The 23,218-nt window shown below is 71.5% G+C and carries 25 protein-coding genes; 15 read left to right on the top strand and 10 right to left on the bottom strand.

The window, feature by feature from the left end; translation table 11 throughout:
• Positions 1–87: 87 nt before the first annotated feature.
• Positions 88–2,754, top strand: a complete 2,667-nt coding sequence (locus tag ACFY1P_RS33775; protein WP_390752816.1) for an ATP/GTP-binding protein — start codon at positions 88–90, stop codon at positions 2,752–2,754.
• 66 nt (positions 2,755–2,820) lie between these two features.
• Here ACFY1P_RS33775 and ACFY1P_RS33780 read toward each other — a convergent pair whose 3' ends face one another.
• The 4 genes from ACFY1P_RS33780 to ACFY1P_RS33795 all read right to left on the bottom strand — a co-directional run bounded on the left by ACFY1P_RS33780 (position 2,821) and on the right by ACFY1P_RS33795 (position 6,672).
• A complete protein-coding gene (locus ACFY1P_RS33780) occupies positions 2,821–3,123 on the bottom strand; it encodes a hypothetical protein (protein WP_390752817.1) in 303 nt (100 codons plus the stop codon).
• Between the two features lie 121 nt (positions 3,124–3,244).
• Positions 3,245–4,120, bottom strand: coding sequence for a DciA family protein (locus tag ACFY1P_RS33785; RefSeq protein ID WP_390752818.1), 876 nt, complete (start codon positions 4,118–4,120; stop codon positions 3,245–3,247).
• A gap of 10 nt (positions 4,121–4,130) precedes the next feature.
• Positions 4,131–5,600, bottom strand: a complete 1,470-nt coding sequence (locus ACFY1P_RS33790; RefSeq protein WP_390752839.1) for a transcriptional regulator — start codon at positions 5,598–5,600, stop codon at positions 4,131–4,133.
• A gap of 775 nt (positions 5,601–6,375) precedes the next feature.
• The gene (locus ACFY1P_RS33795; protein ID WP_390752819.1) at positions 6,376–6,672 is read right to left on the bottom strand and encodes a helix-turn-helix transcriptional regulator; all 297 of its coding nucleotides are present in this window, start codon (positions 6,670–6,672) and stop codon (positions 6,376–6,378) included.
• Between the two features lie 114 nt (positions 6,673–6,786).
• On the opposite strand from ACFY1P_RS33795, the gene ACFY1P_RS33800 reads away from it, so the two are divergent.
• Both ACFY1P_RS33800 and ACFY1P_RS33805 read left to right on the top strand, forming a co-directional pair.
• Entirely contained in the window at positions 6,787–7,434 is a 648-nt protein-coding gene (locus ACFY1P_RS33800; RefSeq protein ID WP_390752820.1) for an HAD family hydrolase, read from the top strand.
• 4 nt (positions 7,435–7,438) lie between these two features.
• Complete coding sequence (locus ACFY1P_RS33805; protein WP_390752821.1) at positions 7,439–8,278, top strand: DUF1932 domain-containing protein; 840 nt, start codon at positions 7,439–7,441, stop codon at positions 8,276–8,278.
• Positions 8,279–8,285: 7 nt separating this feature from the next.
• On the opposite strand, the gene ACFY1P_RS33810 is transcribed toward ACFY1P_RS33805, so the two are convergent.
• The 4 genes from ACFY1P_RS33810 to ACFY1P_RS33825 all read right to left on the bottom strand — a co-directional run bounded on the left by ACFY1P_RS33810 (position 8,286) and on the right by ACFY1P_RS33825 (position 11,536).
• Positions 8,286–8,855, bottom strand: a complete 570-nt coding sequence (locus ACFY1P_RS33810) for a guanylate kinase (RefSeq protein WP_390752822.1) — start codon at positions 8,853–8,855, stop codon at positions 8,286–8,288.
• Positions 8,852–9,889, bottom strand: coding sequence for an AAA family ATPase (locus ACFY1P_RS33815; protein WP_390752823.1), 1,038 nt, complete (start codon positions 9,887–9,889; stop codon positions 8,852–8,854). The genes ACFY1P_RS33810 and ACFY1P_RS33815 overlap by 4 nt, the downstream gene beginning before the upstream one ends.
• A 181-nt stretch (positions 9,890–10,070) precedes the next feature.
• Positions 10,071–10,781, bottom strand: a complete 711-nt coding sequence (locus tag ACFY1P_RS33820) for an AAA family ATPase (RefSeq protein ID WP_390752824.1) — start codon at positions 10,779–10,781, stop codon at positions 10,071–10,073.
• Positions 10,778–11,536 (bottom strand): GntR family transcriptional regulator, encoded by a 759-nt coding sequence (locus ACFY1P_RS33825; protein ID WP_390752825.1) that lies wholly within the window; start codon positions 11,534–11,536, stop codon positions 10,778–10,780. The genes ACFY1P_RS33820 and ACFY1P_RS33825 overlap by 4 nt, the downstream gene beginning before the upstream one ends.
• 333 nt (positions 11,537–11,869) lie before the next feature.
• Here ACFY1P_RS33825 and ACFY1P_RS33830 point away from each other — a divergent pair, with 333 nt between their 5' ends.
• The 8 genes from ACFY1P_RS33830 (at position 11,870) to ACFY1P_RS33865 (ending at position 17,528) form a co-directional block, all read left to right on the top strand.
• Positions 11,870–12,481: a hypothetical protein gene (locus tag ACFY1P_RS33830; protein ID WP_390752826.1), complete on the top strand. Its 612-nt coding sequence runs from the start codon at positions 11,870–11,872 to the stop codon at positions 12,479–12,481.
• A 249-nt stretch (positions 12,482–12,730) separates the two neighbouring features.
• Positions 12,731–12,988 (top strand): WhiB family transcriptional regulator, encoded by a 258-nt coding sequence (locus tag ACFY1P_RS33835; protein WP_390752827.1) that lies wholly within the window; start codon positions 12,731–12,733, stop codon positions 12,986–12,988.
• 75 nt (positions 12,989–13,063) lie between these two features.
• Positions 13,064–13,240 (top strand): hypothetical protein, encoded by a 177-nt coding sequence (locus tag ACFY1P_RS33840; RefSeq protein ID WP_390752828.1) that lies wholly within the window; start codon positions 13,064–13,066, stop codon positions 13,238–13,240.
• Positions 13,241–13,445: 205 nt separating this feature from the next.
• Positions 13,446–13,637, top strand: coding sequence for a DUF5999 family protein (locus ACFY1P_RS33845; protein WP_390752840.1), 192 nt, complete (start codon positions 13,446–13,448; stop codon positions 13,635–13,637).
• Positions 13,638–13,739: 102 nt separating this feature from the next.
• The gene (locus tag ACFY1P_RS33850; RefSeq protein WP_390752829.1) at positions 13,740–14,099 is read left to right on the top strand and encodes a hypothetical protein; all 360 of its coding nucleotides are present in this window, start codon (positions 13,740–13,742) and stop codon (positions 14,097–14,099) included.
• A 47-nt stretch (positions 14,100–14,146) separates the two neighbouring features.
• Positions 14,147–16,567 (top strand): hypothetical protein, encoded by a 2,421-nt coding sequence (locus tag ACFY1P_RS33855; RefSeq protein ID WP_390752830.1) that lies wholly within the window; start codon positions 14,147–14,149, stop codon positions 16,565–16,567.
• A 179-nt stretch (positions 16,568–16,746) separates the two neighbouring features.
• On the top strand, positions 16,747–17,223 hold the full coding sequence (locus ACFY1P_RS33860; RefSeq protein WP_390752831.1) for a hypothetical protein: 477 nt from the start codon (positions 16,747–16,749) through the stop codon (positions 17,221–17,223).
• Positions 17,220–17,528, top strand: a complete 309-nt coding sequence (locus ACFY1P_RS33865) for a hypothetical protein (RefSeq protein WP_390752832.1) — start codon at positions 17,220–17,222, stop codon at positions 17,526–17,528. The genes ACFY1P_RS33860 and ACFY1P_RS33865 overlap by 4 nt, the downstream gene beginning before the upstream one ends.
• A 474-nt stretch (positions 17,529–18,002) precedes the next feature.
• Here the strand turns inward: ACFY1P_RS33865 and ACFY1P_RS33870 are convergent, their stop codons facing one another.
• The gene (locus tag ACFY1P_RS33870) at positions 18,003–18,200 is read right to left on the bottom strand and encodes a hypothetical protein (protein ID WP_390752833.1); all 198 of its coding nucleotides are present in this window, start codon (positions 18,198–18,200) and stop codon (positions 18,003–18,005) included.
• A gap of 457 nt (positions 18,201–18,657) precedes the next feature.
• On the opposite strand from ACFY1P_RS33870, the gene ACFY1P_RS33875 reads away from it, so the two are divergent.
• From ACFY1P_RS33875 to ACFY1P_RS33890, 4 genes are all read left to right on the top strand, one after another.
• Complete coding sequence (locus ACFY1P_RS33875) at positions 18,658–19,815, top strand: ATP/GTP-binding protein (protein ID WP_390752834.1); 1,158 nt, start codon at positions 18,658–18,660, stop codon at positions 19,813–19,815.
• Positions 19,816–19,836: 21 nt separating this feature from the next.
• Positions 19,837–20,256, top strand: coding sequence for a conjugal transfer protein TraB (locus ACFY1P_RS33880; protein WP_390752835.1), 420 nt, complete (start codon positions 19,837–19,839; stop codon positions 20,254–20,256).
• An 80-nt stretch (positions 20,257–20,336) separates the two neighbouring features.
• Positions 20,337–22,478, top strand: coding sequence for a chromosome segregation protein ParM (locus ACFY1P_RS33885; protein ID WP_390752836.1), 2,142 nt, complete (start codon positions 20,337–20,339; stop codon positions 22,476–22,478).
• 82 nt (positions 22,479–22,560) lie between these two features.
• Positions 22,561–22,749, top strand: coding sequence for a hypothetical protein (locus tag ACFY1P_RS33890; RefSeq protein ID WP_390752837.1), 189 nt, complete (start codon positions 22,561–22,563; stop codon positions 22,747–22,749).
• Here ACFY1P_RS33890 and ACFY1P_RS33895 read toward each other — a convergent pair whose 3' ends face one another.
• Positions 22,750–22,911 carry a hypothetical protein gene (locus tag ACFY1P_RS33895; RefSeq protein WP_390752838.1) on the bottom strand — a complete coding sequence of 54 codons (162 nt, stop codon included), beginning with the start codon at positions 22,909–22,911 and terminating at the stop codon, positions 22,750–22,752.
• Between the last annotated feature and the right edge of the window lie 307 nt (positions 22,912–23,218).

Raw genomic sequence — 23,218 nt, forward strand, 5'->3', positions numbered from 1 at the left:
GCTATCGGGCCGCACCCCCACCAGAGTGCCGCCACGGCACGCCGTGCGTCATAGGTTGGGAGCGAGACGATCACCATTGGGGGGACCATGGCCGACCTGCGTGCGCTGTTCAGCTCCAACAACCCGGCGTTCGACGCCGTGGAGGCGTTCACCGACCGGCAGCACCAGTGGACTCTGGTAGCGACCGCGCTGGAGGAGCACCTGCGGCGCACCACCGGCACCGCCTTCGACGTGGAAGACCTCGAAGCACCCCGCACCAATGTGATCGTCTTCCACGGCGTTGGCGGCGTCGGCAAGACCACCTTGCTCCGCAAGTTCGAAGCCGCCCTGACCGCCGCCGAACACCGCCCTGACCAGTGGGGCGCCCGCACCTGGGCGCAGCGGCTCTTGCCCATCCGGATCGACCTGGCCCGCTCCGCGTCGACGGGCTCGGACTTCGAACGGGTCATCCTGACGATCCGCCTCGCGCTCGCCGGGGCGCTGGGCCGCACGCTGCCCTCCTTCGACGTGGCACTGCGCCACTACTGGGAGCAGGTCCACCCCGGCGAGCCGCTGGAGGAGTACATCCGGCGCACCGGGCTGGCGGGCCGCTTCGCCGAGATACTGCCGCAGCAGCTGCGGGCCGGGGTGGGCGAGGTCGCCGCCGCCCTGGAGCTGCCCGGCCTGGTCGGTTCCGCGGCCGGGCAGCTCACCTCCGCGCTGGTGTCGGCTCTGCGTGAGCGGCAGCAGCGGGCCCGGGCCCTGGCGGGTGCCATGCGGACCGCGGCTCTGCTGGAGGCCACGCCGGATCTGGAGGCGCTGTCCTACTACCCGCACCTTCTGGCCTGGGACCTGAGCCGCCTGCCCGCGAAGAAGGCCCTCACCCCGGTGGTCCTGCTGGACACCTTCGAGGACACCGGCGACCGTCACCGCGACTTCGAGCGGCTGCTGCAGCGCCTGGTCTGGCTCATGCCGCAGACCTTCTTCGTCATCGGCGGCCGCAGCCGGCTGCCGTGGGCCGACCCCGCGCTGCACGGCCAGCTCGACTGGACCGGCCCCACCGCCTGGCCCGGCCTGGCTCCCGCGGCCGCCGTGCCGCAGACCGGGGCCGCCGGGCAGGCCGGCCGCCAGCACCTGATCGGTGACCTGTCCCCCGAAGACTGCGACGACCATCTCGCCCGCCGCCTCACCATCGACGGGCAGCCCCTCATCGGCGCCGACATCCGCGCCGCGATCACCACCCGCTCCCACGGCCTGCCCCTCCACCTCGACCTCGCCGTCAGCCGCTTCCTGGAGATCCGCCGCACCGGCCGCACCCCCGTCCCCGCGGACTTCGACTGCACCTTCCCCGCCCTCCTCGCCCGCACCCTCTCCGACCTCACCCCCGACGAGCGGCACCTGCTGCGCAGCGTGTCCCTGCTGGACGCCTTCGACCTCGACCTCGCCACCCAAACGGCCGGCCTCACCCACCAGGCCCCCGCCCGGCGCCTGACCGAGCGGCCGCTGGTCACCGAGAACCCCTACGCCCTGTGGCCCTACCACCTGCACCGCGCGATACGCAGCGCCGTACGCGAGGACGACCACAGCGACGACCGCTGGACACCGGCCGACTGGCACCAGGCCGCCACCCGCGCCCTGGCCGCCCTCGGCGACCAATGGACGAAGGCCGCCGCTCTCGCCCCCAGCCGCATGCTCCTCGTCGCCTGCCTGCGCCAGGGCCTGCGCCTGGCCCGCGACCACCACCTGACCGGTCTGGGCTGGCTCATCGACGCCGCCTTCGTCTACACCGACGACTCCGTCTGGGAACCCCTCACCCTGCCCACCCCCACCGGTCCGGTACCGGACACTCCCGCCGACGCCGTGGCCGAGCTCCTGACCGCGCTCGCCCGCCGCCAGCGCGAGCACCGCCAGCAAACTGCCGACCGTCTCACCGCCGTCCTGGAGACCGGCCTGCTGCCCGCCGAGCTGACCGAGATGGCCCTGTACTACAGGGCCAAGGCCCACAAGGACCTCAGCCAGAACGACGCCGCCCGCGCCGGCATGCAGCAGGTCGCCGACACCGGCGGCCGCCTCGCCCCCAAAGCCCGCCGCGGCCTGGCCAACCTCGCCCGCCTCGCCGGAGACTTCCCCACCGCCCTGGCCGCCGTCCCCACCCTGGGCTGGCAAGGCCGCCACCACCGCGTCCTCGGCGACATCCACTGGTCCCACGCCGACACCGCCCAGGCCGTCGCCGCCTTCGAAGCCGGCCGCACCGAAGCCGAACAGCACGGCGCCGCCGGTGAACGAGCCATGACGCAGGTCCGCCTCGCCCTCGCCGTCTCCTTCGCCGACCCCGACCGCGCCGACGACGAACTCGCCCTCGCCCACCAGCTCCTCGACGGCCTCGACCAGCGCGCCAACACCCTCCTCGCCCACATCGTCGCCCTGATCAAGGACGCCGGAGGCGACGGCGTCACCGACCGCGCCCAGCACCTGCGTGCCGACATCGACAACGCCGGGCTCCCCTACCTGATCCGGTTCCTGGAACTCGGCCTTGCCTTCCACCACGCCGTCCGCGACGACGGCGACGACCTGGCTGCCACCGTCGAACGGCTGAACGGCCTCACTGCTGGCGGCGACTTCGCGTACTTCACGGACATCGCCGCCGCCATGGGAGGCATCACCCGCCCGCCTTCCCCCCACGTCCGCTGGCTGACCAGCCACGGCGCCGTACGTGCCCGCTGGCAGGACCTCGTCCGCACCCGCCGCACCCACACCGGCCGAATCCGCCCGTGATCTCACGCGGGCACGAGAAAGGGCTCGGATCCCCGTCACGGGAGTCCGAGCCCAATTTCAGAATGATCAGCTGGCGTCCGGAGACTTGCCGACCAGAGCACTCAGCAACTCGACGATCTTCGCCTGGTTGCGGTCGATCTTCTCCGACAAGGCGTCGACCTTCTCCTCCAGGCCGCCCACCTTCTGGTCGAGCTTGCCGACCTTCCCGTCCAGGTTGCCGACCTTCTGGTCGAGGTTGCCCACCTGGAGCCGCAAAGCGGTGAGGTCGGACTTGACGATCCCGAACTCGCGCTCCGTCGTCTCCTGCGCCTGCTCGTAGCGGCGGGTGAGAGCGGCGATCTCGCTCTGGGCGATGGGGTCCTCGGCCACGCGGGGCTCTCCTGCCAGATCATGAAAAGCGGCGGTCATCAGGCCCCCACGATATCGCGCCCGCACAGGGCCGTACCCCGCCCGTCCGGCCTCGGAGATGCGGCCGACGGCGCCGTCCGCTTCAGGCCGTAGACCGCAGCGGAGCACGCTGGGCGACCACGGCCGCCGTGCCGGACCGTCGAGCGGCACGCTCGGCACGGGCCCGCCTGAGGGCGGCCGCCTCCGTGGCCGCGGCCTGGCGCCGACGCTGGAGACGGACCGCCTCGAGCGGAGCCGGCACGTCGGCAGGCTCGGCGTCGGGGAACGCCCGGCGGCTGAGCTCGCGCATCGCGGCGGTCTGCCGCTCCACCGCCGCCGCGATCCCCGGGTCGACCCGCCGTGCGGGCGCGACCGACCGGTGCGCGGCGAGCGCCGCCTTGTAGCCGGGCGAGGTCGTCTCCCTGGTCTTCACCGGCGCCTCCGAAGCAGCCGGGGCCTCCGGGGCGGACTGCACCGTGTGCTCCTGGGACACGGCGCCGACGGGCAGGACCCGGATGCTGCGGACCGCCTGCGTACCGGCCGCCTCGTTCGCCGCGGCGACGATGCGGGCGCTGAGCAGCCGGAGCTGGGTGCCGTACGCGGGCGAGTCCGGGCGCAGGTCCAGCTGCCCGGTCTCCGGGTGGAACGCGACGGCCGCGACGTGGTGCGGCAGGTTCGGGGCGATGGTGGCCGCGATGTCGGGCCAGTGGTCCAGGATGCTGCCGCCGGTGGCCGGGAGCTCCCAGGCCCGGTCGGTCATCAGCCCGGCCAGCACGGCGGCGAATCCGCTGGGCTCGCGCCCGTCCCGCTTCACGGCGGTGGGACGGCGGCGGCGCGGGGCGCGGGCCTCGCTGGCGCCGTTGTTCTTCGCGGCCAGCCGGGCCTGCTGCAGAGCGATGCGGGCGAGGTCGAGGCCGGACAGCTCCGGGGAACCGTCGCTGCTGCCGGTCTGGTCGGTGGTGGTGGTCTGCTCGGTCACGTCGGCCCTCCTACCGGTGTCCGTAGGTCATCAGCGAGCTGCGGGAGCCGCTCTCGAGCTGGTGGGCGCGGCGCACCAGGCGCTCGCCGAAGACGGTCAGCGCCGTCTCCGGGTCCAGGGAGGTGATCAGCGTCGTCTCGCCCCGCATCAGCTCGCCCGCGGCCCTGGCGCGCAGCGCGCCAAGCTCCTCCTCGCTCGGCTCCAGCCCGGCCACCTGGTCGTCGACGACGTCCTCCTGGCCCTGGCGGCCGCCGTTCGCAGCCTCCCTGACCTGGGCGAACGCGGCCTCCACCTCACGCCGGACCGCGCGGCTGGACGGCGCGTCCCAGTCGCCCTCGTACCGCTCGGTGCGGGCGCGGACCTGCTGGATCCGGTGACGCCGGGCGGCCTCCTGGGCGCCGCGCCACTGCTCGACGGCGTCGGCCCGCTTCTCGGGGGTGTCGAGGATCGTCTCCGCACCGGCCAGCAGCACGGCGAGCAGACCGGAGCCCCGGCGGACCCGGGCCGCCTCGCCGCGCAGGTGCAGCCAGCCCTTCACGTCGGTCACGGTCCATCCGGCATCGGCCACGCCCCGGGCCACCCAGGCGAGCCGGGGCACCGAGCAGCCGCGCAGCCAGTCCAGCTCCCGGGTCAGCTCACGGGCTAGCTGGAAGCGGCGACCCACGGCGTTCAGCTTCCGGCGACCGCTGGCCTTGCCGCTGGACTTCTTCGGGGTGGGGGACTTGGCTTCCCCGCTGGCGAGCTTGCTCTCGGGGGGAAGGGAAGTAGTACCCGCAGAGGAGACAGCTGAGGTACCGACCTGCATTGGGGTGCAACGGGCCTCACCGGAAACAGCCGTCACAGCACCCCGTTCAGCACCCCTGCGGGCACCTCCCGCCGGGGCCTTCGACGACGTCTTCGAGCGCGGCCTGCGCACCTTCCGGGCCGCCTTGCGCGCCAGCTTCGCCATCAGCTCCCGGCCGGTTTCCGCGATCCCGGACACTGCCCGCGTGTACGCCGGGGCGTCCTCATCCCGCTGCACCGTGCGGATCCCCAGCGCGACGTCGAACTCGAGCGGGATCATCCGCGCGAACTCGCTGGCCTGTGCCGACTCACCACGCACCCGGGTGCCCCGCACGATGTACGCGAGCAGCCCGGCCTCCCGCAGCATCCCCAGGTGGTACTCCACCGACCGCTCGGACAGGCCGGTGCGGCGCACCAGGTACTCGATCCCCGGGCGGCACGGGAACAGCGCTGCGAGCTCCTGGGCGACGCGCACGGTCGTCGGCCCGAAGGAGCGCGGGCCGTGCGACCGGTGCCGTCGCGGCTCGTACAGCCCGGACCCGGCGACCCAGTGGACCGCCTGCATCCAGGAGTAGCCGTCGCCCGCGATCCGGCCCGACGACGTCGACAGCCACTGCGACGCCTCCGGCACGAACAGCACCGGCAGCACGGCGATCACGTCGGCGTCGTCGACGGCCGGGCGCGGAGCAGGCAGCATCACGGCGGCCGACGCCGCCACGGCGCTCACCGGCCCGCCCGAAGAGAGGACTGAACACGAACCATCCGGCGACCCTGGACCAGATCACCTGTGGACAGAGCCCGGCGTCCGGCCCCCGCGCTGTGGACAACGGCGAGATGAGCACAGCCGGACAGCAGCGCACCCCCGGCGATCGCCAGGAAGGCAATCGGAGGCCGTGTGACACTCCGGCCCCAGGAATCTTCGTGATTAATGCCGTGAACAGGACAAACGGGGTGTGCGAATCCCGACACGCGGGAAGCGCGGGGGTCTCGAACCGGGGTGAAACGGACAGAGCCAAGCTGACAGGGGACACCACTCTCGGGCACTATGAGAAACGACCTGCTCTCCATATAGCTGGACCGCCCCGAGCCCTCGGGCCCGGACGAACCAGATGTGCGGATGTGTCAGGTGCCGCCCCCCTCGTGAGAAGAGGGCGGACACCGATCGGGCGGGGGGAGATTTCTCCTCCCTCTTGGTCTCTGCTGAACCGCGAAGCCCCTGTGGTGGGGGCCCGCGGGTGATGCGGATCGGTACTGCTACGGCTGTGGTGGCCTTGGTTAGTGGCCGGTGGTGCAAGTGGCCCTGGTTAGGGGCCGGTTGGAAATGAGCGGCTCGGTAAGCCGCAGCTCAGAACCAGCTACGAACTGGGATCTGAGCAGCCGACACGGGTGGTTAACCCGGTCGGCAGACGGGCCGCGCGAGGCCAGCGGGTGGTTAGTCCGCTTCTCGGCGCGCGCGGCCGATGACCGCTAGGTCATCCCGACCCCCCTTCGGAGGCTGGCGTCGGCATGCCCTCATCCGCCTTCGCGGCCTCCGGATACCGCTCCGCGAGGCGGTTGAGGAAATGCAGATAGGCCGCCCGGTGAGGACGTCGGGGATGGGTCTGGCCCAGCTCCCAGCGGGCTACGGCGAGGCGCTTCACGCCCACGGCCTCCGCGACTTCCTGCTGCGTGAGGCCGGCCGCGAGGCGCAGCTTCGCGCGCACGGGTGGCGGCGGCAGGACGTCGTCCAGCAGGGCGTCGACCCGCTTCAAGCGGTCCGGGTCGGTCACGGCGCAGCCTTTCAAGATCGATGATTCTCTGAAAGATACACGATGCGATCGCCGGATGGGAGAAGCTGTCACCGTGAACTGCGGTCCATCCGATGCCCGATAGGCTCCGTGCCCGTGTCCCGCCTCGCGTTCTTCGATCTGGACGGCACGCTGGCCGACCGGCAGTCGGCACTCAGCGACGCCGTGACCGCCCTGTGCCGCGCCCATGTTCTCCCGCCAGATGCCGAACAGTGGCTGCGCACCGAGCTGGTCGACCGCGCGAACGCCGCCGACTTCGCCCGGCTGCGCGACGCCTTCGGCCTGGAGGTGTCCGCGGAGCAGCTGTGGTGCGAGTACGTCGGCCTCATGGCGGCCGCCAGCGCCTGCCGCCCTGAAGTCCTCGAGGGACTGGCTCGTCTGCGAGCGTCCGGATGGACGATCGGCATCGTCACCAACGGGGCCGGCGACATCCAGCGCGCGAAACTTACCGCGACCGGCCTCGCCGACCTGGTCGACGGCGTCGCGGTCTCGGGCGACCTGGAGATCCGCAAGCCGGACCCGCGCCTCTTCGAACTCGCGGCCTCCCGCTGCAACGTGAACCTCGCGGACGGTGGCTGGATGATCGGCGACAAGCCCGAGGACGTCGTCGGCGGACACCGAGCCGGCCTGCGCACCATCTGGCTGCGCGGCCGACCCTGGGCGGACGGACTTCCCGCTGCGCACCACATTGTCGACGACGTCACCGACGCCATCGCCATCCTGCTCAACGAGACCCCGGAGTAGCACCGTGGACCAGCCGACCGTCGGCATCCTCCACCCCGGCAGCATGGGCGCCGCCGTCGCCGCCTGCGCCGCCACCAACGGGGCCTCGATCGTGTGGTGTGAGGCCGGGCGCAGCGCAGCGTCCGCGGCGCGCGCCGCGCGGTTCGGCCTGACGGCCGTGGCTACGCTGCCCGAACTGGTGGACCGAAGTGACATCGTCATCAGCCTCTGCCCGCCGGCCGCCGCAGAGGACTTGGCCCGCGACGTCGCCGGGCACGGCTTCGCCGGGGTGTACGTCGAAGCGAACGCCATCAGCCCCGAGCGGGCGCAGCGGATCGCCGCGCTGCTCGAACCGGACGCGACCGTCGTGGACGGCGGCGTCGTCGGCTCCCCGCCCCTCGGCGGCAAGACGCCGACGCTGTACCTGTCCGGCGCGGTCACCGCGACCGAGCGCATCGAGGCGTTGTTCGCGGGCACCGCCGTCCGGACGGCGGTGCTGGGCACGGAGGTCGGGAAGGCGTCCGCGCTGAAGCTGGCATACGCGTCGTTCCAGAAGACGTCGCGGGTCCTGGTGGCGCTCGCAGTCGGGATGGCGCGTGAGTACGGCGTCGACCAGGAGCTCATCGAGGTCGCCTCGAAGCGCACCGACTCGTACCTCTCTGAGCCGCAGTACGTCGCCAAGACCGCCGCGCGCGCCTGGCGGTGGGGACCGGAGTTGGAGGAAGCCGCCGACACGCTCGCGGCCGCCGGCCTCCCGCCGGAGATGCTGCGCGCGGCCGCGTCCACACTGGCACGGTGGGACGACGCCAAGGACGACGGCGAGCTCACGCTCACCGACGCCCTGGACCGACTCTCCCAGCCGTAGCCCGCGCTCATGCCGTCGCCGCTCCCGCCCGTTGCACCAGCAGCTGGTCGATGAGCCACGCCGCTTCCTGCGGCGACGCCGCCGTGGTGTCCACGGTCAGGTCCCAGACTGTGCCCGGGTGCGCGTCCAGGTCCTCCCGGGTCGCATCCCACGCAGCCAGCCGCGCCGTGGTGTCGCTGTCGCCCCGGCCCGCGGACCGCTCTGCGGTCGCCTCGCGTGGGCACCACAGCAGCACGACCGACCAGTCCGCCGGGTAGCCGTCGATCAGGGCCCGGATGCCGTCGACCTGCCCGAGGTGCACTACCGGCACCTTGGCCGAGAACGCTGCGTCCAGGCCGGGCACGTCGATGACGTACGTGTTGCCGTACCGGCTGTTCGCATAGACGACTCCGCCCGCGGCCTCCAGCTCGCGCAGCTGCTCTGCCGTGCCCATCCGGTAGCCGGCCGACTTCCCCGTCCCGACTTTGAGCCGCGAGAACTGCGCGTAGCGCGGGCTCAGCTCTGTGAGCGCCGTGGTGACGGTGTCCTTGCCCGCCGCCGGCGGGCCGTACAGGATTACGCCCTGACGTCCGCTCATGCGTGCATCGCCCCCATCGCCTGCCGGGCCTGGTCCGCGAGTGTCACCGCGGTGCCCAGCCGGTTGTCGACGACCAAGTGCGGCACCGCCGGGCGCAGGTCCAAGTCGATCGTGGCCATGTACTCGTCCCAGCGGGCGAGCTTCCAGGCGTCTCGGGCTGCGGAGCGGAAGGTGATGTACTCGCGCATTGACTCCTCATCGCAGCGCACCCACACGGGGAAGACGTCGACGCCCATGGACGCGGCGCGGTTGGACAGGCGCTGCATCCAGTCCGGGTCGGTCATCTCCGCGATGAACGGCGCGCTGAGCACGGTGCTGATGCCGCACTTGATGTTGGCCATGGCTGACTGCATGAGGCAGTCGTACTCCACCGACCGGACACGCTCCCTGTAGAGCTCTGTGTGCCGGTCGTTCGGGTCGCCGCCCAGTGCGACCAGGAGGCGTTCCACGAGCGGCCGGGTGAGCGGGTCCTTGTCGAGCAGGGGCCATCCGGTGAGCTGGACGAAGAACCTCGCCAGCTCCGTCTTGCCGCTGCCGGCGAACCCGCCGACCAGGATCAGGACCGGACGGTGCGGGTCGCCCCCGGTGTGCCGACGCTTCCATGCGTCGATGATCCGCTGTTGCAGAGCGAAGTGGCCAGCGTCCTCAGTACCCGGCGAGATGCGGTGGATCGCCCGTTCGACGGCCAGGACGTGCGCACCGTTGAGACGGTCGTCCATCGGCGTGAGCTGGAAAGACGTCTCCTCCCCCGGCAGGGCGGTCCGGAAGCCGAGGTCGGGCTCGGTCGCGCGGTAGAGGAGGCAGTAAGCGCGTCGGTAGTGCGGGCCGGGATAGACCTCGCCCTGCTCGTGCTGCCACAAGGTCTGGGGATTCGCCGCCGGGATGCCCTTCAACTTGGCCCTCTCGGCAACTTCACGGAGGCGCTCGCCAGCCTTCTCCAGGGTCAAGCCGTGTGCCTCCCGCTGCTCTCGCAGACGGTCTGGCCTCCACCCCGCTCGATGCTTCCCCACCCTGGTCCCCTCGGTTGTCGTCATGGCCCGTGAGCCTAGGCTGCAGCCGCCAAATCCCATGTGTACGTACATGTTGAAAACCCGTGAACGTCGATGCGCACGAGCTTCGACAAAGCGCTGTGATGTTGTGAACCAGCTCCCGCGAGTGTGATGGCTCCCACAAGACGGTTAACGAGCGCCGGGCGCGGCGAGTGGGAGGTGGGAGTCAATGTCGACCGCCATCTGTGGAGGGGCGTGTACGGCGGAGCTCGGCCAGCACGTTCTCCGGGTGACCGTCGTACACGGTGTGCGGCTCATCGTCGGTCGGCGGGACGAACCGGCCCGCATGCCGAAGCAGATCCTCCTCGCTGAACTCGATGCTGTTCGCGTCGACCAGCGAGTTCTGGTTGCGCTTCCGGATCCGGTCCCAGCGCACCTCATGCGGCACAGGCAAGTAGATCAGAATGGGCTCGCCACCGGCCTCCATCACGGTCGCTGTCCATTGGGCCCGCTCTTCCGGAGTCCAGAAGCCATGGTCGACCACCGCGTCGTGTCCGGCCGCCAGGAGCTCCTGGAGCTCAAGGGCGATGTCCTTGAGTACGGGCGCCTCCCTGACCCTGAACTCCCCGCGGGGAAAGTCCCGGCCGTAGTGGCCGTAGCGGCGGAACATCTCTTCGTCAGGGCAGAGGCGCCGGAAGCCAGCCTCCTCCAGGGCGCGGGCGAGGGTCGTCTTGCCGGATCCCTGCAGACCCGCCAGGAGGATCACGCGAGGCGCGGGGCCCGGTCGGCCGGACAAGGCTGCGGAGATGCGGCTGATCTCGAATCGTCCTTCCAGAGTCAGGGTGTCGGTGCGCTGCGCGTGCAGGAGCACACCGAGACGACGCTCAAGGCAGTTGACGAGGGTGTCATCCAGGAGAACGGTGTCGCGCGCGGTCACCGCAAGACCTCCGAGGTGCTCCTGCGGGTGCGACCGGGGGCGCCCAAGTCCACACCGTACTCCAGCAGTTCGCCGTCGGCGTCCAGGAAGTGCGCGGTCAGCACCAGGATCGCCGCGACGGTGTCGGCCTCCAGCTCCAGGAGCTCAAGGTCGTGCGCTGTTGCGATGCGAGCTGTCTCCTCATCCACACGCTTCACGACGTGCCGCCCGGTAGCCCGAGCAATCAAGTCGAGCGACAAGCCGCCCTTGAGTCGCTCGCTCCGGGCCAACTCCGGTAGCACCCGGGCGAATTCGGCCGGGATCCAAGACGTCGAGTGGGAGACAATGCCGTGAGCGTCCCGGTAGACACGGCTGCGGCGAATTACGTCGTCGCCAGGCGAAATGCCCAGCACGTGAGCGACGTCCTCGGGAGCGTCGACTATGCCGGCGGTGTGGCCGGACGACTTCTCGCCGACGCCCCACGACGACTGTGTCCTGCTGCTGCGGTCGTGGCGCTCCGCCCCGGAGGACAGCGAGATGGGGCGTGCCATCACCTCGGTGCCGACGCCCGGGATGCCTTGCACGAGCTTCTCTTCGCGCAGCAGTCGCATTGCCCGGTCCGCAGTGGCCGTGCTGACCTCCCACTCGGTGGCCAGCGTCTTGATGCTGGGCAGGAGGTCGCCCGGCGAGAGTTCCCCGGAGCTGATCAGGTCGCGGTAGTGGCCCGCGATGCGCGCGTACGGCGGCCGATTGTCGGCTCGGGGTGGCCCGGTCATGTGCCTTCGCCTCCTTCGGTTCCATCTGGTTCCCTCACTATACCGCTTGACACCTGAGGGTACCTGAGGCAACCTGATGTAGGTAAGATCTCGGCGATCCTTCGGGAGCACCGAGTGAGCACCACCGCAAGACCGTAGGAAGTCGTCCGCCTCGCAAGAGGGGGCCGGGTTGATGGCACCACCAAATCCCCGGGATCTCGACTCTCTACTGCACATCGCAGCGCTATGCGCTGTCCGTCCGCCAGGGCGCCGGGATCACCCGCGTGGCCTGGCGGACGGAGAGAGCACCGCGACGCACTCCCTTCTCCCCCCTTCGCATACGAGGAGATACCCATGGCCATCACGTCCGCGATGCCCGCCGCCAAGGAACGCCCCCGCCGGACTCGCACGAAGCGGGCCAGCAGCCGCCCGGCCCTCAAGCTCTCCCAGCTCCCGCCCTCGCACATCGACCTTCGTCAGCCGCTCAAGGCCGTCCTCGTCTGCAAGGACTGCGGGACCTGGTGTCCGATCACCGGTATGCAGAGCAAGGTCCAGAAGCTGGTGCCGCACCACACCGGCAAGGCTGGCGTGGCCGCCGCGATCCACTGCCGTGGCAGCAACCGCCGCATCGAGTGGGACATGACGATCACCGAGTGGCGCCAGGCCCTGGCCGACGCCGACAAGGAGACGTCGTCCCGCCGCCCGACCAACGTGCTGCGCAAGCCGAAGGTCGCGCCCGCCCCGGCCGTCAGCCAGATCGCCGCCCAGAAGCAGACGGCGACGACGGATGATGAGCCCGGCGACGGCCGACCCCTGTGGCTGCTGCGCGAGATGAAGTGGGCGTCGACCGAGTCGGCGGTCCGCGAGACCGACACCCGGCGCGCGCAACTGCCCGCCGGTGACGCGCCGCTGGGCGGCCTGCAGGTTCCGCTGACCACGCTGCACCCCCAGCGCCCGGCGCGCTGACCCGCCTCCGCACGAACGACCACGGCGCTGGCCACCCCGTGACCGGGGAGGCCAGCGCCGTGGCTGCTCGTACAGCGGCCGACTCCCCAATTGGGGAGTGAACGCGACAGCCCCAGGGATTCGGCCCCCGGGGCTGTCCAGGACCTGTCTGGAGGGCCTGATGCAGCACAGCATCGCACAGCACGAAGACGACTCCGACCCGAACATGGACGAGGCCCTGCGCCGAGTCCGGCAGGGGAAGTGATCGCCATGGACTGGCGCCACAACGCGACCTGCCGCGAAGAGGACCCCGAGCTGTTCTTCCCGATCGGCAACACCGGCCCGGCGCTCCTGCAGATCGAAGAGGCCAAGGCCGTCTGCCGCCGCTGCCCGGTCATGGAGCAGTGCCTCCAGTGGGCGCTGGAATCCGGACAGGACGACGGTGTGTGGGGCGGCCTGTCCGAGGACGAGCGGCGGGCGATGAAGCGCCGCGCCGCCCGCAACCGGGCGCGGGCGGCGACGGCATGACGGACGACGATCAGAAGCGCCTGGAAGACGCGGTCCGCCGGACGAACGAGCAGCACGACTTCGGCCGCCGCGTCCATGGCTGATTCCCCGTACGACCGCTACATGAAGGCCGAGGCCGCCAGCCGCGCGCACGGTGAGACCTGCACCAGGTGCTCGCCGAACGCGCGGTGCGGCGACGGCCAGCGTCTGTACGAGTCGTTCACCCGGCTCCAGGACGCCTACCTCGCCAAGCAGAAGGAGCTGCGAGGCTGACCCGCAGCGCGGGACAGACGAAACCCCGCTTCCCTCCCGTACCAAGCTGTTCGACCAGGCCGGTCGCCCGCAGGACGGGCAGCCGGCCTTTCGCACGCCTCCAGCCCGGGAGACCATCCCGGGCCTCCCTGTAGGAGAGCTCATGCGTAGCATCACCCAGCTCGACACCGCGACGACCACCGGCACCACCCGGCTGCCGGACTCGCTGTGCACGCACACCCCGAAGTGCCCGACGGCCGCCAGCCCGGACCGGGAGGCCGCGCACACCATCGTCGGCCGCCCGGAGCAGGGATGGAGCCTGCTGTGCAACGGTGTCCTCCTTTTCGAGGACACCGGCGAGCTGCTCCCCGACGGCCAGGTCATCGCCCCGCACCGGACCTTCGAGGTCGCGGCCTGACGGCTGCCTGATCCGCCCGTCCCGACCGCCCACCGCCGGCGGCCGGGACGGGCGGTGACTGGGAGCCGGACAGTCCGGCACGTATGCGACGAGGAGCTACGGATGACCTTCTCCACCCAGGCCACCACCACGGCCACCACGTTCAAGGTCGATGACTACGTGCTGTACCGCGACCCGGCCAAGTTCTGGCGCGGCGAGCCGGGCCACACCATCGTCTGTCGCATCGACGGCACCATCAACTACACCAGCGGCGTCCGCTACGACCTTGTCCCGGTGACGGGCGGCTGGATCCGCGGAGCGCAGGGCGACTACATGCGGCTGCTGCCGCCCGTCGACGCGATGCGCGACATCGACACCGCCCCGCTGAAGACCGACGGCGACGTCGGGGGCATGACGGCGGCCGCCGTCGCGTGGCTCACCCAGCACACGGCGACCACCACCCGGCGGCCCGAACTCCCCTGACCCCACTCCCCCTCCGCGGCCCGCACCGGCAACAACCGGTGCGGGCCGTGTCCGTGACCGAAGAGACGAGGAAGGCGATGGCCGCGCGCACCGCGACCCGTACCCGCAACCAGAGGAAGAAGGCGCCGACAAAGACCTCGGCCGCGACGCCGAAGCGGCCCGACCCCGTACCGGCCACACAGCCGGTGCCGGTGGCCACCGGGCGGCCCGAGGCTGATGCTCAGGTCGCCGACCGACGCGACCGCGCCGCCGACCTGCTCGACAGCGCGCGCGAGACGGCCACGGTCCTCCAGAAGAGCAGCGCCGAGCGGGACGCCGACGCCCGCGACCGCGCCGCCGACATCCTGGACCTGGCCCGCGAGGAAGCCGACGCTCTGCAGACTGCGGCGCTCCAGAGGGCGGCCGACGCCCGGGACCGTGCCGCCGACCAGGCCGACCTCGCGCATCACCTCGCCCAGCATCTGCTGGACGAGACCGCCCGCGAGGCCCAGGCCGTCGTTGATGCTGCTCGGTCGGCGGCCGCCGACCTGCAGCAGCAGGCCGAGAGCGACGCCGAGCGGCACCTCGCCGAGACCCACCGCCACATCGAGGAACTCCTCGACGCGGCACGGGCCCAGGCCGAGTCCCTCACCGCCCAGGCCGACCAGCAGGCGGAGACTCGCCGCGACGGCCTGGAGAAGGAACTGGCCGAAGCCCGGGGCGAGGCGGAGCGGACGCTGGCCGAGGCCCGTGAGCGTGCCGACAGCCTCATCGCCGCCGCCCGGGCCCGGGTCGAGGAGCTCACCGCCCTGGCCGCCGAGGACCAGGACGCGACCCGCACCGCTGTCGCCGAACTGCGCAAGCTGGCCGAGGACGACCTCGCCGAGCTCTCCCGTCTCGTCCAGCAGCGCCGAGAGGAGGCCGGCGAGATCCTGGCACGCGCGCAGCAGCAGGCCGAGGACCTCGTGGCCGCCGCGCAGCAAGAGCTGGAGGTGGCCCGCACGCGCATCGCCGCGCTCGCCACTGCGGCGGCCGAGCAGTACGACGCGCGCCGGGCGGAGGGCGAGCAGCTCTACCGCGACGCGGTCGCGGCCGCCGACTCCCGCCGCCGGGAAGCCGAGCAGGCCGCGACCACTCTCCACACCGAAGCGGAGAACGCCCGCGCGGCCCTGCGCACGGAACTGCGCGATCTGCGGGAGAAGTTCGACCAGGAGGCCGAGACCAAGCGCACCACCCTCAACAGCGAGCTCGCCGAGCTGAAGCGGGCCTGCGAAGCGCAGCGGGAGCGCCTGCGCCGGGAAGCGGCCGCCGTCCCGCAGCAACTGCGTGAGGCCGCGGAGAAGGAGGCCGAGCGCGTCGTCAAGGAGGCCAAGAGCAAGGCCGAAGCCATCACCCGACGCGCTCAGGCCGATGAGTCCCGGGCGCAGCGGATGCTGGCCGAGGCGAAGGAGGCCAAGCAGAAGGCGTCCCGGTGGCAGGCGGTGCGCCACAGTGCTGGCGAGCGGGTTTGGCAGCTGGCCCCATGGGTGGCGCTGGCCGCCGGTGTCGGGCTGGCGGCCAGCGGGGAGTTCGGGCTCGCCCGCATGGTCGGCATCCACGAAGTGATCGCGCCCCTGCTGCCAGTCAGCCTCGACGTCTACTGCGTCACGAGCTTCCGGACCAAGAAGGACATCCCGGCCGCGCTGCTGCTGATGGCGAGCGCGAACGTCACCTACCACCTCGCCGAGCAGGCCGGCGTCGGAGAGCCGGGCCACCCGGCGCCCTGGCCGCTGACCACCTACGTGGTGCTGATCTTCGTCGTGGTCATCTGGCGGGTCCACTCCCTGATGCACCACAGCGCGCCCGACCGTACCGGCGCGGACGACGAAACCCACGCCGGTACGGAGCCTCGTACAGGTTCGGCGCCGGTCTCCGACCGTACGGAGGAAGGAGGTACGGGAGCTACTGGTACGCCCCTGTACGGCACACCGGCTGGTACGGACGCCGCCCCCGAGCTCTCCGGCCCTGCTTGTACGCCCGCTGCCCGTACAAGCAGCGAAGCCCGTCCTAGCGACGCCCCCGGCGCGGCCCTGACCAGCACGGACAGCGACCGTACTAGCGCCGTACAAGTAGCCCCGGCGTACAGCCCGTACCCCCCGGACCGTACGAGCAAGACCCCGGCGGCCCGTACCGGTACGGCCCGTACGGACACCGACGTCCGCACGAGCCCGCCCGTCCCGGACCAAGGAGCCGACGCCCGTACGAGCCAGTCCCGCCGTACCAGCACCACGGACCGTACGAGCAGCCGTACTGGTACGACGGCACCCGCACGGGACGACGCCACGCTGATCAAGAGCGTGCGCGAACTGCCCCGCGAGGAGGACGGCTTCGTCAACGTGAGCCGTGTCCGGACCGAGCTCCGCGTCAACCGCGACCGCGCGGTGCGGCTGCTGCAGGAAGCCGGCCTGCTCCGCCCGGCCGACGCGGACAAGTACCTCGTCCCGAGGTGAGCAGAGCCGACCGCATCCCACTCCGGGAGGCCCAACGGCCGGGTCGGCTCCGACGCCCAGCCGCGATCCAGAGTCCCGGCACCACCAGTGAAGGCCAGCCCGCGGGTATCGGGCTGGCCCTCGCTGCGACTGCCGGAAGCAGTCCCAGATCCCCCAGTACACCAGGAGGAATCCCCGCCGTGAACAGCAACGACCCGAACTACTCCCCCCTGCGCGACGTCGCGCAGAGCCCGGAGGCAACCGCCCGCTACATGGCCGACGTTCAGCGGGTCCTGCTGGACATCGGCAAGAACCTGGAGACCCTGGCGATCGAGACCCGCGTCCACCTGCGCGAGACGCACGTGGAGGGCGACCGCTGGTACCACGCGAGGCTGCGCGCGATGCCCGTCGAAAAGGCCCTCGGAACCGTGCTCAAGAACCTGAAAAACCTCACCGAGGGCCTGGAAAAGAGCGCCTACAAGCGCCGCGCCCACGACGAGGCCGTTGTCAATACGGCCCGGGACAGGAAGGAAAAGGAGCTGGAAAGGCAGCGGAAGAAGAACCCGCAGCCGCTCCAGGCCGCGCCCAACCCGCCGCAGCAGGGTGCGCAGAACCAGAATTCCGGCTACAGTGGTCCTGCGTCGATTTACGACCTGGGTAACAGGGAGTCGGCGTGACGCGCCCCCTCACCAGCGTCGAACGCTCCATTCAAGGGCGGAACGACTGGCTGAAGGACGAGGAGCGCAAGGCGATCGAAAGTCGCGGCGAGATCGGCCGGATGGAATTCTGGCTCCGCGTTACTCGATCCCGAATCACCAAGGACGTCAAAGCCGGACGCGACGACGTCATTCCCGGATTCACCAGCGTGTGCCGCCTGTTCAAGCTCGCGGTGGACAAGCGGGCCGAGGGCGACGCGCGGCTGTGGAACCACCTCATGCAGTACGCGCAGCAGGTGCTGGAGCAGCACGACCCGCGTAACTGACCGTCACCAACGAAGGCCCCGCCGGGCTCCGGCGGGGCCTCGCGCGCGTAAAGCGTGCACACGTGCACGTGCACGCGCGTGCACACGAGACCCCACGCTCTGTCAAGTCCCTGGAGGGAGGTGCACCATGTCGGACGAGCCCGACGAGACCGGCAGCGGAAACCTGGTCCGCGGCCCCTGGAGCGGTGATTCCTCGTACGCACCGCCGCCGATTCCGAATTTCGCCGACACCATCCGACCGCCGGATAACACCCCGGAGGCTCCGCCGGAGTCACCGGAAGAGACGACAATGCAATTGCCGCCGATCCCGGCCGCACCGGACCCGGCAATGGCGCTGCATTCGGATGGAAATACGGCACCGGAAACCGGAGAAGAGGAAGGAGAATACGAGGAAGGCGAATATATCCAGCCTCGTTCTCTCGCTGACCGTCTCGGTGACTGGCTGGAATTCCGGCTGGAAAGGTCGCGGGCGCTTCATGAAAGCGAAGCGCCTTTCCGTGAGGCTGAAATAGCACGGAAGGCCGCGCTGCTGGAGGCCCGCACCGCGCAGGAAACCGCGATGATGGAGCAGAACGGAAAGCTCCACGCCGCGATGATGAAAGCGAAGGGCGACAAGGCGGCAGCGCGCGGGAAGGCCGGCGCCGACCGCACGAGGTCGTCCAGCTCCGGCATGGGGGCGGACAAGGGCCGCTCAAAGGCCGGCGGCGGGGGCGGGTCCTCGCGCGGCGGGGGCGGCAACGGCCCGTCCCGCGGCAACACCTCGAGCCCCGGGCCGAACCGGCCGGGGTCGTCGCGCGGCTCCAACTCCGCTAGCCCTAGTGGGCGTTCGGGGTCCGGATCCACCGGGGGCGGCGGAGGCGGCAAGGGTGCCGCGAAGGGCTCTGACCGGCCCTCTGGCAGCCGCGCAGCCGGTTCCGGGCGCAACGGGTCGTCCGGGGGCTCGAGAGGCTCCCACACGGGTTCTGGCGGTTCCGGCAGGAGCGGCAGTTCGAAGGGCGACGGCGGTGGCCGGGCGCAGCACGGTCCGGCGTCCAGCGCCCGTGCCGAGCGGGCCCGCGGCCGTCAGGAACGGGCCGGGGCCCGGCAGGCCGCGCGGCAGGAGCGGCGCACCGCCGGGCACGCCGCCGGTATGGCCGACCGGACCAAGGACCGTGACCAGGCCCGCGCCAACCGGCAAAAGGACTGGGAGGACCGCCGCGCGAAGCGGCAGGAACGGGACGCGGCGCGGAAGGCGAAGCGGGAAGCCGCAGCGTCGACCACACCAGGCCGCACCACCTTGGGCCAGGCCGTAGCCGAGGAAGCCCAGCGGCGCTGGGACAAGCGCCGTGCCGAGGCGAACGCCAAGGACGGCAAGGCCGGCACCGAGAAGGTGAACCTGTCCAAGGACAAGGACGCCAAGGACAAGGGCACCGACGGCAAGGGCGAGAAGACCGCCAAGGGCGGCGCGGCCGATGAGCCGGGCAAGGAGTCCAAGGCTGGTGACGGGCCGTCCGACGGCTCGAAGAAGCGGCGCCGGTTCCGGCGTCGGCGCACCGGCGGCGCGGGCCGGGCCGGACGGCGTGGACGCGCCCGCCGCACCGGCCGGACCGGGCGTGGGCGTACTGGTCGTACAGGGCGGCGCGGCCGGCCGTCGGACAGCCCGTTCGGCACGGAGGACTCCACCCCGACGGTGGAGTGGCCCGACCGGCCCACCCGCCCGCCTCACACCGACGGCAAGGCCGAGGACGACATCGAGGACGCCGTCATCGTCCCCGACGAGCCCGCGGCCGTGACGACCGGCGCCAAGGGCCTGCCGCCCGCGCCGGAGAAGCACACCCAGCGGCCCGGCACCAGCCGGCCCCGTACGGAAGGGAGCAGCGTGAGCAGCTCGGAAGTCAACAGGCCGTCCGGGCACAGCGGCCTTGGCGCCCAGCACCGCACGGACATCACGTTCGATCAGTACCTGATGGAGATGGCCAACATCGCCATCAAGACCGCCTCCGACCGGGAACGCGCGGAGGCCCTGGCGGAGGCGCTGGGCAAGGTCGCCGACGCCCTGCGGGAGATGGCCGCCGACCTGGTAGGCGACCACAACATCTCCACCGCGGTCACCGACCTGATCGCGGACCTCGCCGACTCCGCGGCCCGCATGAAGGCGCAGGCCGAACGGTGTGCCGAGCAGTGCGGCATCGCCCGGGAGGCCGCCAGGATCGCGGCCACGATGGTCGCCCGCATCTACGGCCAGGACATGAACGCCAAGGAAGACGCCGGCCTCAAGCACGCCTCGGCCGCCGCTCACCACGACTAACACCCCGGAGGAAACCCGCTGATGAGCAGCGACCTCGCACCCCGCACCACCAGCGCGGCACCCGTCCCGGCCGACGACGACAACCGGTACAAGGCCGTCCAGGCCAAGCTGAACAAGCTCGCCAAGGCCATGGACGACGCCACCCTCGACCTTGAGGGACTGCGCCGCAGCATGCAGGCCAACGCCGACCACACCGACAACGTCGCCACCGACATCGCCAACGCCGACCTGGACCCGAAGTTCGTCGCCCTGACCAGCAACGTCGCCCTCGCCCTGGTCGGCGCCGCCCGAGAGGTCCGGAAACTGTCCGACACCGCCCAGGAGACCGCCGACCTCACGCACCAGGCCCGGCGCACCCACTCCACGCTCTACGGCGCCCTGGACGACATCCGCTCCAACCGGCCCGAGAAGACCCCCAGGGCCGGGTTCTTCAACCGCTGACCCCTCCCCCACCCACCCGCCACGGGCGGCCCCGCAGAAATCTGCGGGGCCGCCCGTGCCCGTTCCCGAAGGAGAAACCGGTGACCACGCCGCGCAGTGTCGCGCTCGAACGCCTCGCCTACACCCTCGCCGCGCCCGTGCTGGCCGTGGCCCCGAACGCCTATCCCGACAGCCCCGTCAACACCGTCGTGCAGATCGCCGGCGCCGCCGGGATCGTCGGCTCGGTCCTGGCCGCCAAGAGCGACAAGCCCGGCGCCGGACGCAAGATCCTGCGCTGGTCCCCGCTCGTCCTGGCCGCCGCCGTCGACATCGCCGCCAAGCACACCCCCGGCTGGGGCCCGTACTGGCTGGACGCCCTGCTCGCCGCCGGATGGGCCGCAGTCGGCTCCTTCGTGCTGCCGTACTCCCGGCACACCCGCCGCAACCACCGCCCCGCACTCGCCGCCCCGGCCCCCCAGCTCCAGCCGGCGCCCGAGCCGGAGCCGACCGTGGCGCAGCCGGACGACGGTGCCGACCAGCTCACCCGCCAGGCACGGATGCTGTGGGAGCGCGCCGGGATGCCCGCCCGCACCCACATCGTCAAGGCCACCCGACACCCCGGCATGCGGCACGACCTCACCCTGCTGCTGCGCGCCTCGGAGACCGGACGGCCGATCACCGGCCTCTCCCCCGACGTCGTCGGCGCCGCCTTCGGCGTCTCCGCCAGCGATGTCGCGCTCGCGGACGTCGCGATCCAGCCCGGCCGACAGGGCGGGCCCGGCTGGATGGAGGCCAGCATCACCCCCGAGGCCAACGCCCGGCGCCGCACCCAGCCGACCGACGCCGAGCGCTGGGTGGACCGTATCGCCGGGCCCAAGGGCGGCGCCCCCGGCTCCGTCCTGGTCCACCGGACACGGGACAACGAGCGCGGCGTGACCTTCTACCGGGCAAAGATGGCCGACCCCACCGAGACCCCGCGCATCGACCTGGCCAAGGTCTGCCGCGGCCTGGGCATCCAGGAGGACGACTCCTGCGTGTTCGTCCTCATCGACGGCAGCGAATTCCTCATCAGCGCCTTCGACGAGCCCCCGCTGAGCGCGGTCTTCCCCGCCACCCGCGAGCTGCTCACCCCGGACGCCAAGGGCATGTACGTGTGCGGGTTCACCATCACCGGCCAGCCGGTGAAGACCATGGTGTACCAGCACGACAAGAACGCCCCGGCCCACGGCCTCACCCTCGGGGTCAGCCGGTCGGGCAAGACGCAGTTCTTCGCGATCCACATGGCTGCCCAGTCCCTGGACGGCCAGGTCGTGTGGCTGTCCACCGTCCGCAAGGACGAGAAGACCACCGTGCTCGGCCGGTACATCGACCGGCAGGGCTCGAACGCACTGTGGATGGCCCGCTCGCTGCGGGCAGCGAAGGCACTGTGCGAGATCCGCGCCGATATGCCCTGGCCGCACGACGGCCAGCCGCACGACTACAAGCCGGGCGACCCGCGCTGCCCCTACCGGCAGCTGAACGTGTACGGGGATGAGTTCATGACCGCGGCTCAGGACGCGGACTTCGGCGAGTTCATCCAGAAGGACGGCGAGGACCTCACGGTCACCGGGCTGAAGTACGGCATCGGCTTCAACCCGGCCGGGCAGAGCCCGTTCGCGCACAACGGGTTCTCCACGGAGATGAAGGACAACCTGCGGCAGAACAGCAGGCCCGTGATCTTCAACATGGGTTCGCCCGGCGCCACCCGCAAGGCGGCGGAGGGCACCATGGAGAACGCCTACGACGTGCCGACCATCCCGGCCCGCTACTCCCGCAGTGAGGGTTCCGCGATCGAGCGGGCCATGCGAGGCGAGGCCGACCCGGAGAACGGCGTCTCCACCGGCGGCGTCGCGGTCATCGTCCTCGACAATGGCCGCGCCGTGCTCATGCGGTCGCTGTACGCGGACTTCGACACCGACCTCTCCGAGCTGTTCCCCGACGAGGTCAACCGGCTTACCGACTACGAGATCAGCGAGCTGGAGAAGCGCGGCCTGTGGTTCGACTGGAACGAGCCCGTGCGGCCCGGCGAGTTCTGGCCCGAGCCCGACGAGGACGACGAGGGCGAGGGCCGGTCCCGCCGGCGCGGCGGCGGAGGCGGCAAGGGCGGAAACGGGCGCGGCTCCAAGGGCGGTGGTCGCCGTTCCGAGCAGGTCGCCTCTCCCCGCCAGGCGTTGGAGGCCATCAAGAGCCTCACCGACGCCTGACCACCCTCATCCGCACATCCCTGGGGCCAGCCTGCTCGAGCACGGTCGGCCCCACCCGACCCCGCGAAGGAGCATCACCGCCGTGGCCCTTTCCCTCTCCGCCGCCGTGCTGCTGGGCATCATCGTCTTCGTCCTGCTCAAGGGCGGATACGTCCGCGTCGGCTCCATGCTGGCCTGCACGCTGTTCGGCTTCACCCTCGCCGGGACCGGCCTGGCCCCGACCATTAACAGCGGCCTCGCCTCGATCGCCGGACTGCTCTCCAGCCTCTGACTACGCCTCTGTCCAGGGTGGGTCGGGGGTGTAGTTGAGTCCGTCGCAGAAGCGACAGTCCCACTCCGAGGGGACCTCCCACTTGTCGACCCACCAGCCGACCTGCTTGCCCACGAAGTAGTTGTCCCCACCGCACCACCCGCACTCGAAGACGAACTCCACCCGATTCCCTTCCCCGCGCCTGTCGGATCGAGGATGCCCGGGGCGCAGGTGCGGTGACTACCCACCCGCCAGCCCCAACTCCCCTGCTGCGCGACGGCGAAGGGCGCGGCCGGACAACGGCTCCGGCGGCGCCCTTCGCCGTCGCGCGCGTCCCCTCCCCCCACGCGGCCCCCCCCCCCCCCCCCCCCCCCCGGCGGGCCCCCCCCCCCCCCGGGGCGCCCCCCCCCCCCCCCCCCCCAACCCCCCCCCCCCCGCCCCGGGCCGCCCCCCCCACCGCGTCCGTGTCGCGATACCCGCCCCGGCGCGG

It is taken from the genome of Streptomyces sp. NPDC001407, from assembly GCF_042895325.1.
Lineage (GTDB): Bacteria > Actinomycetota > Actinomycetes > Streptomycetales > Streptomycetaceae > Streptomyces.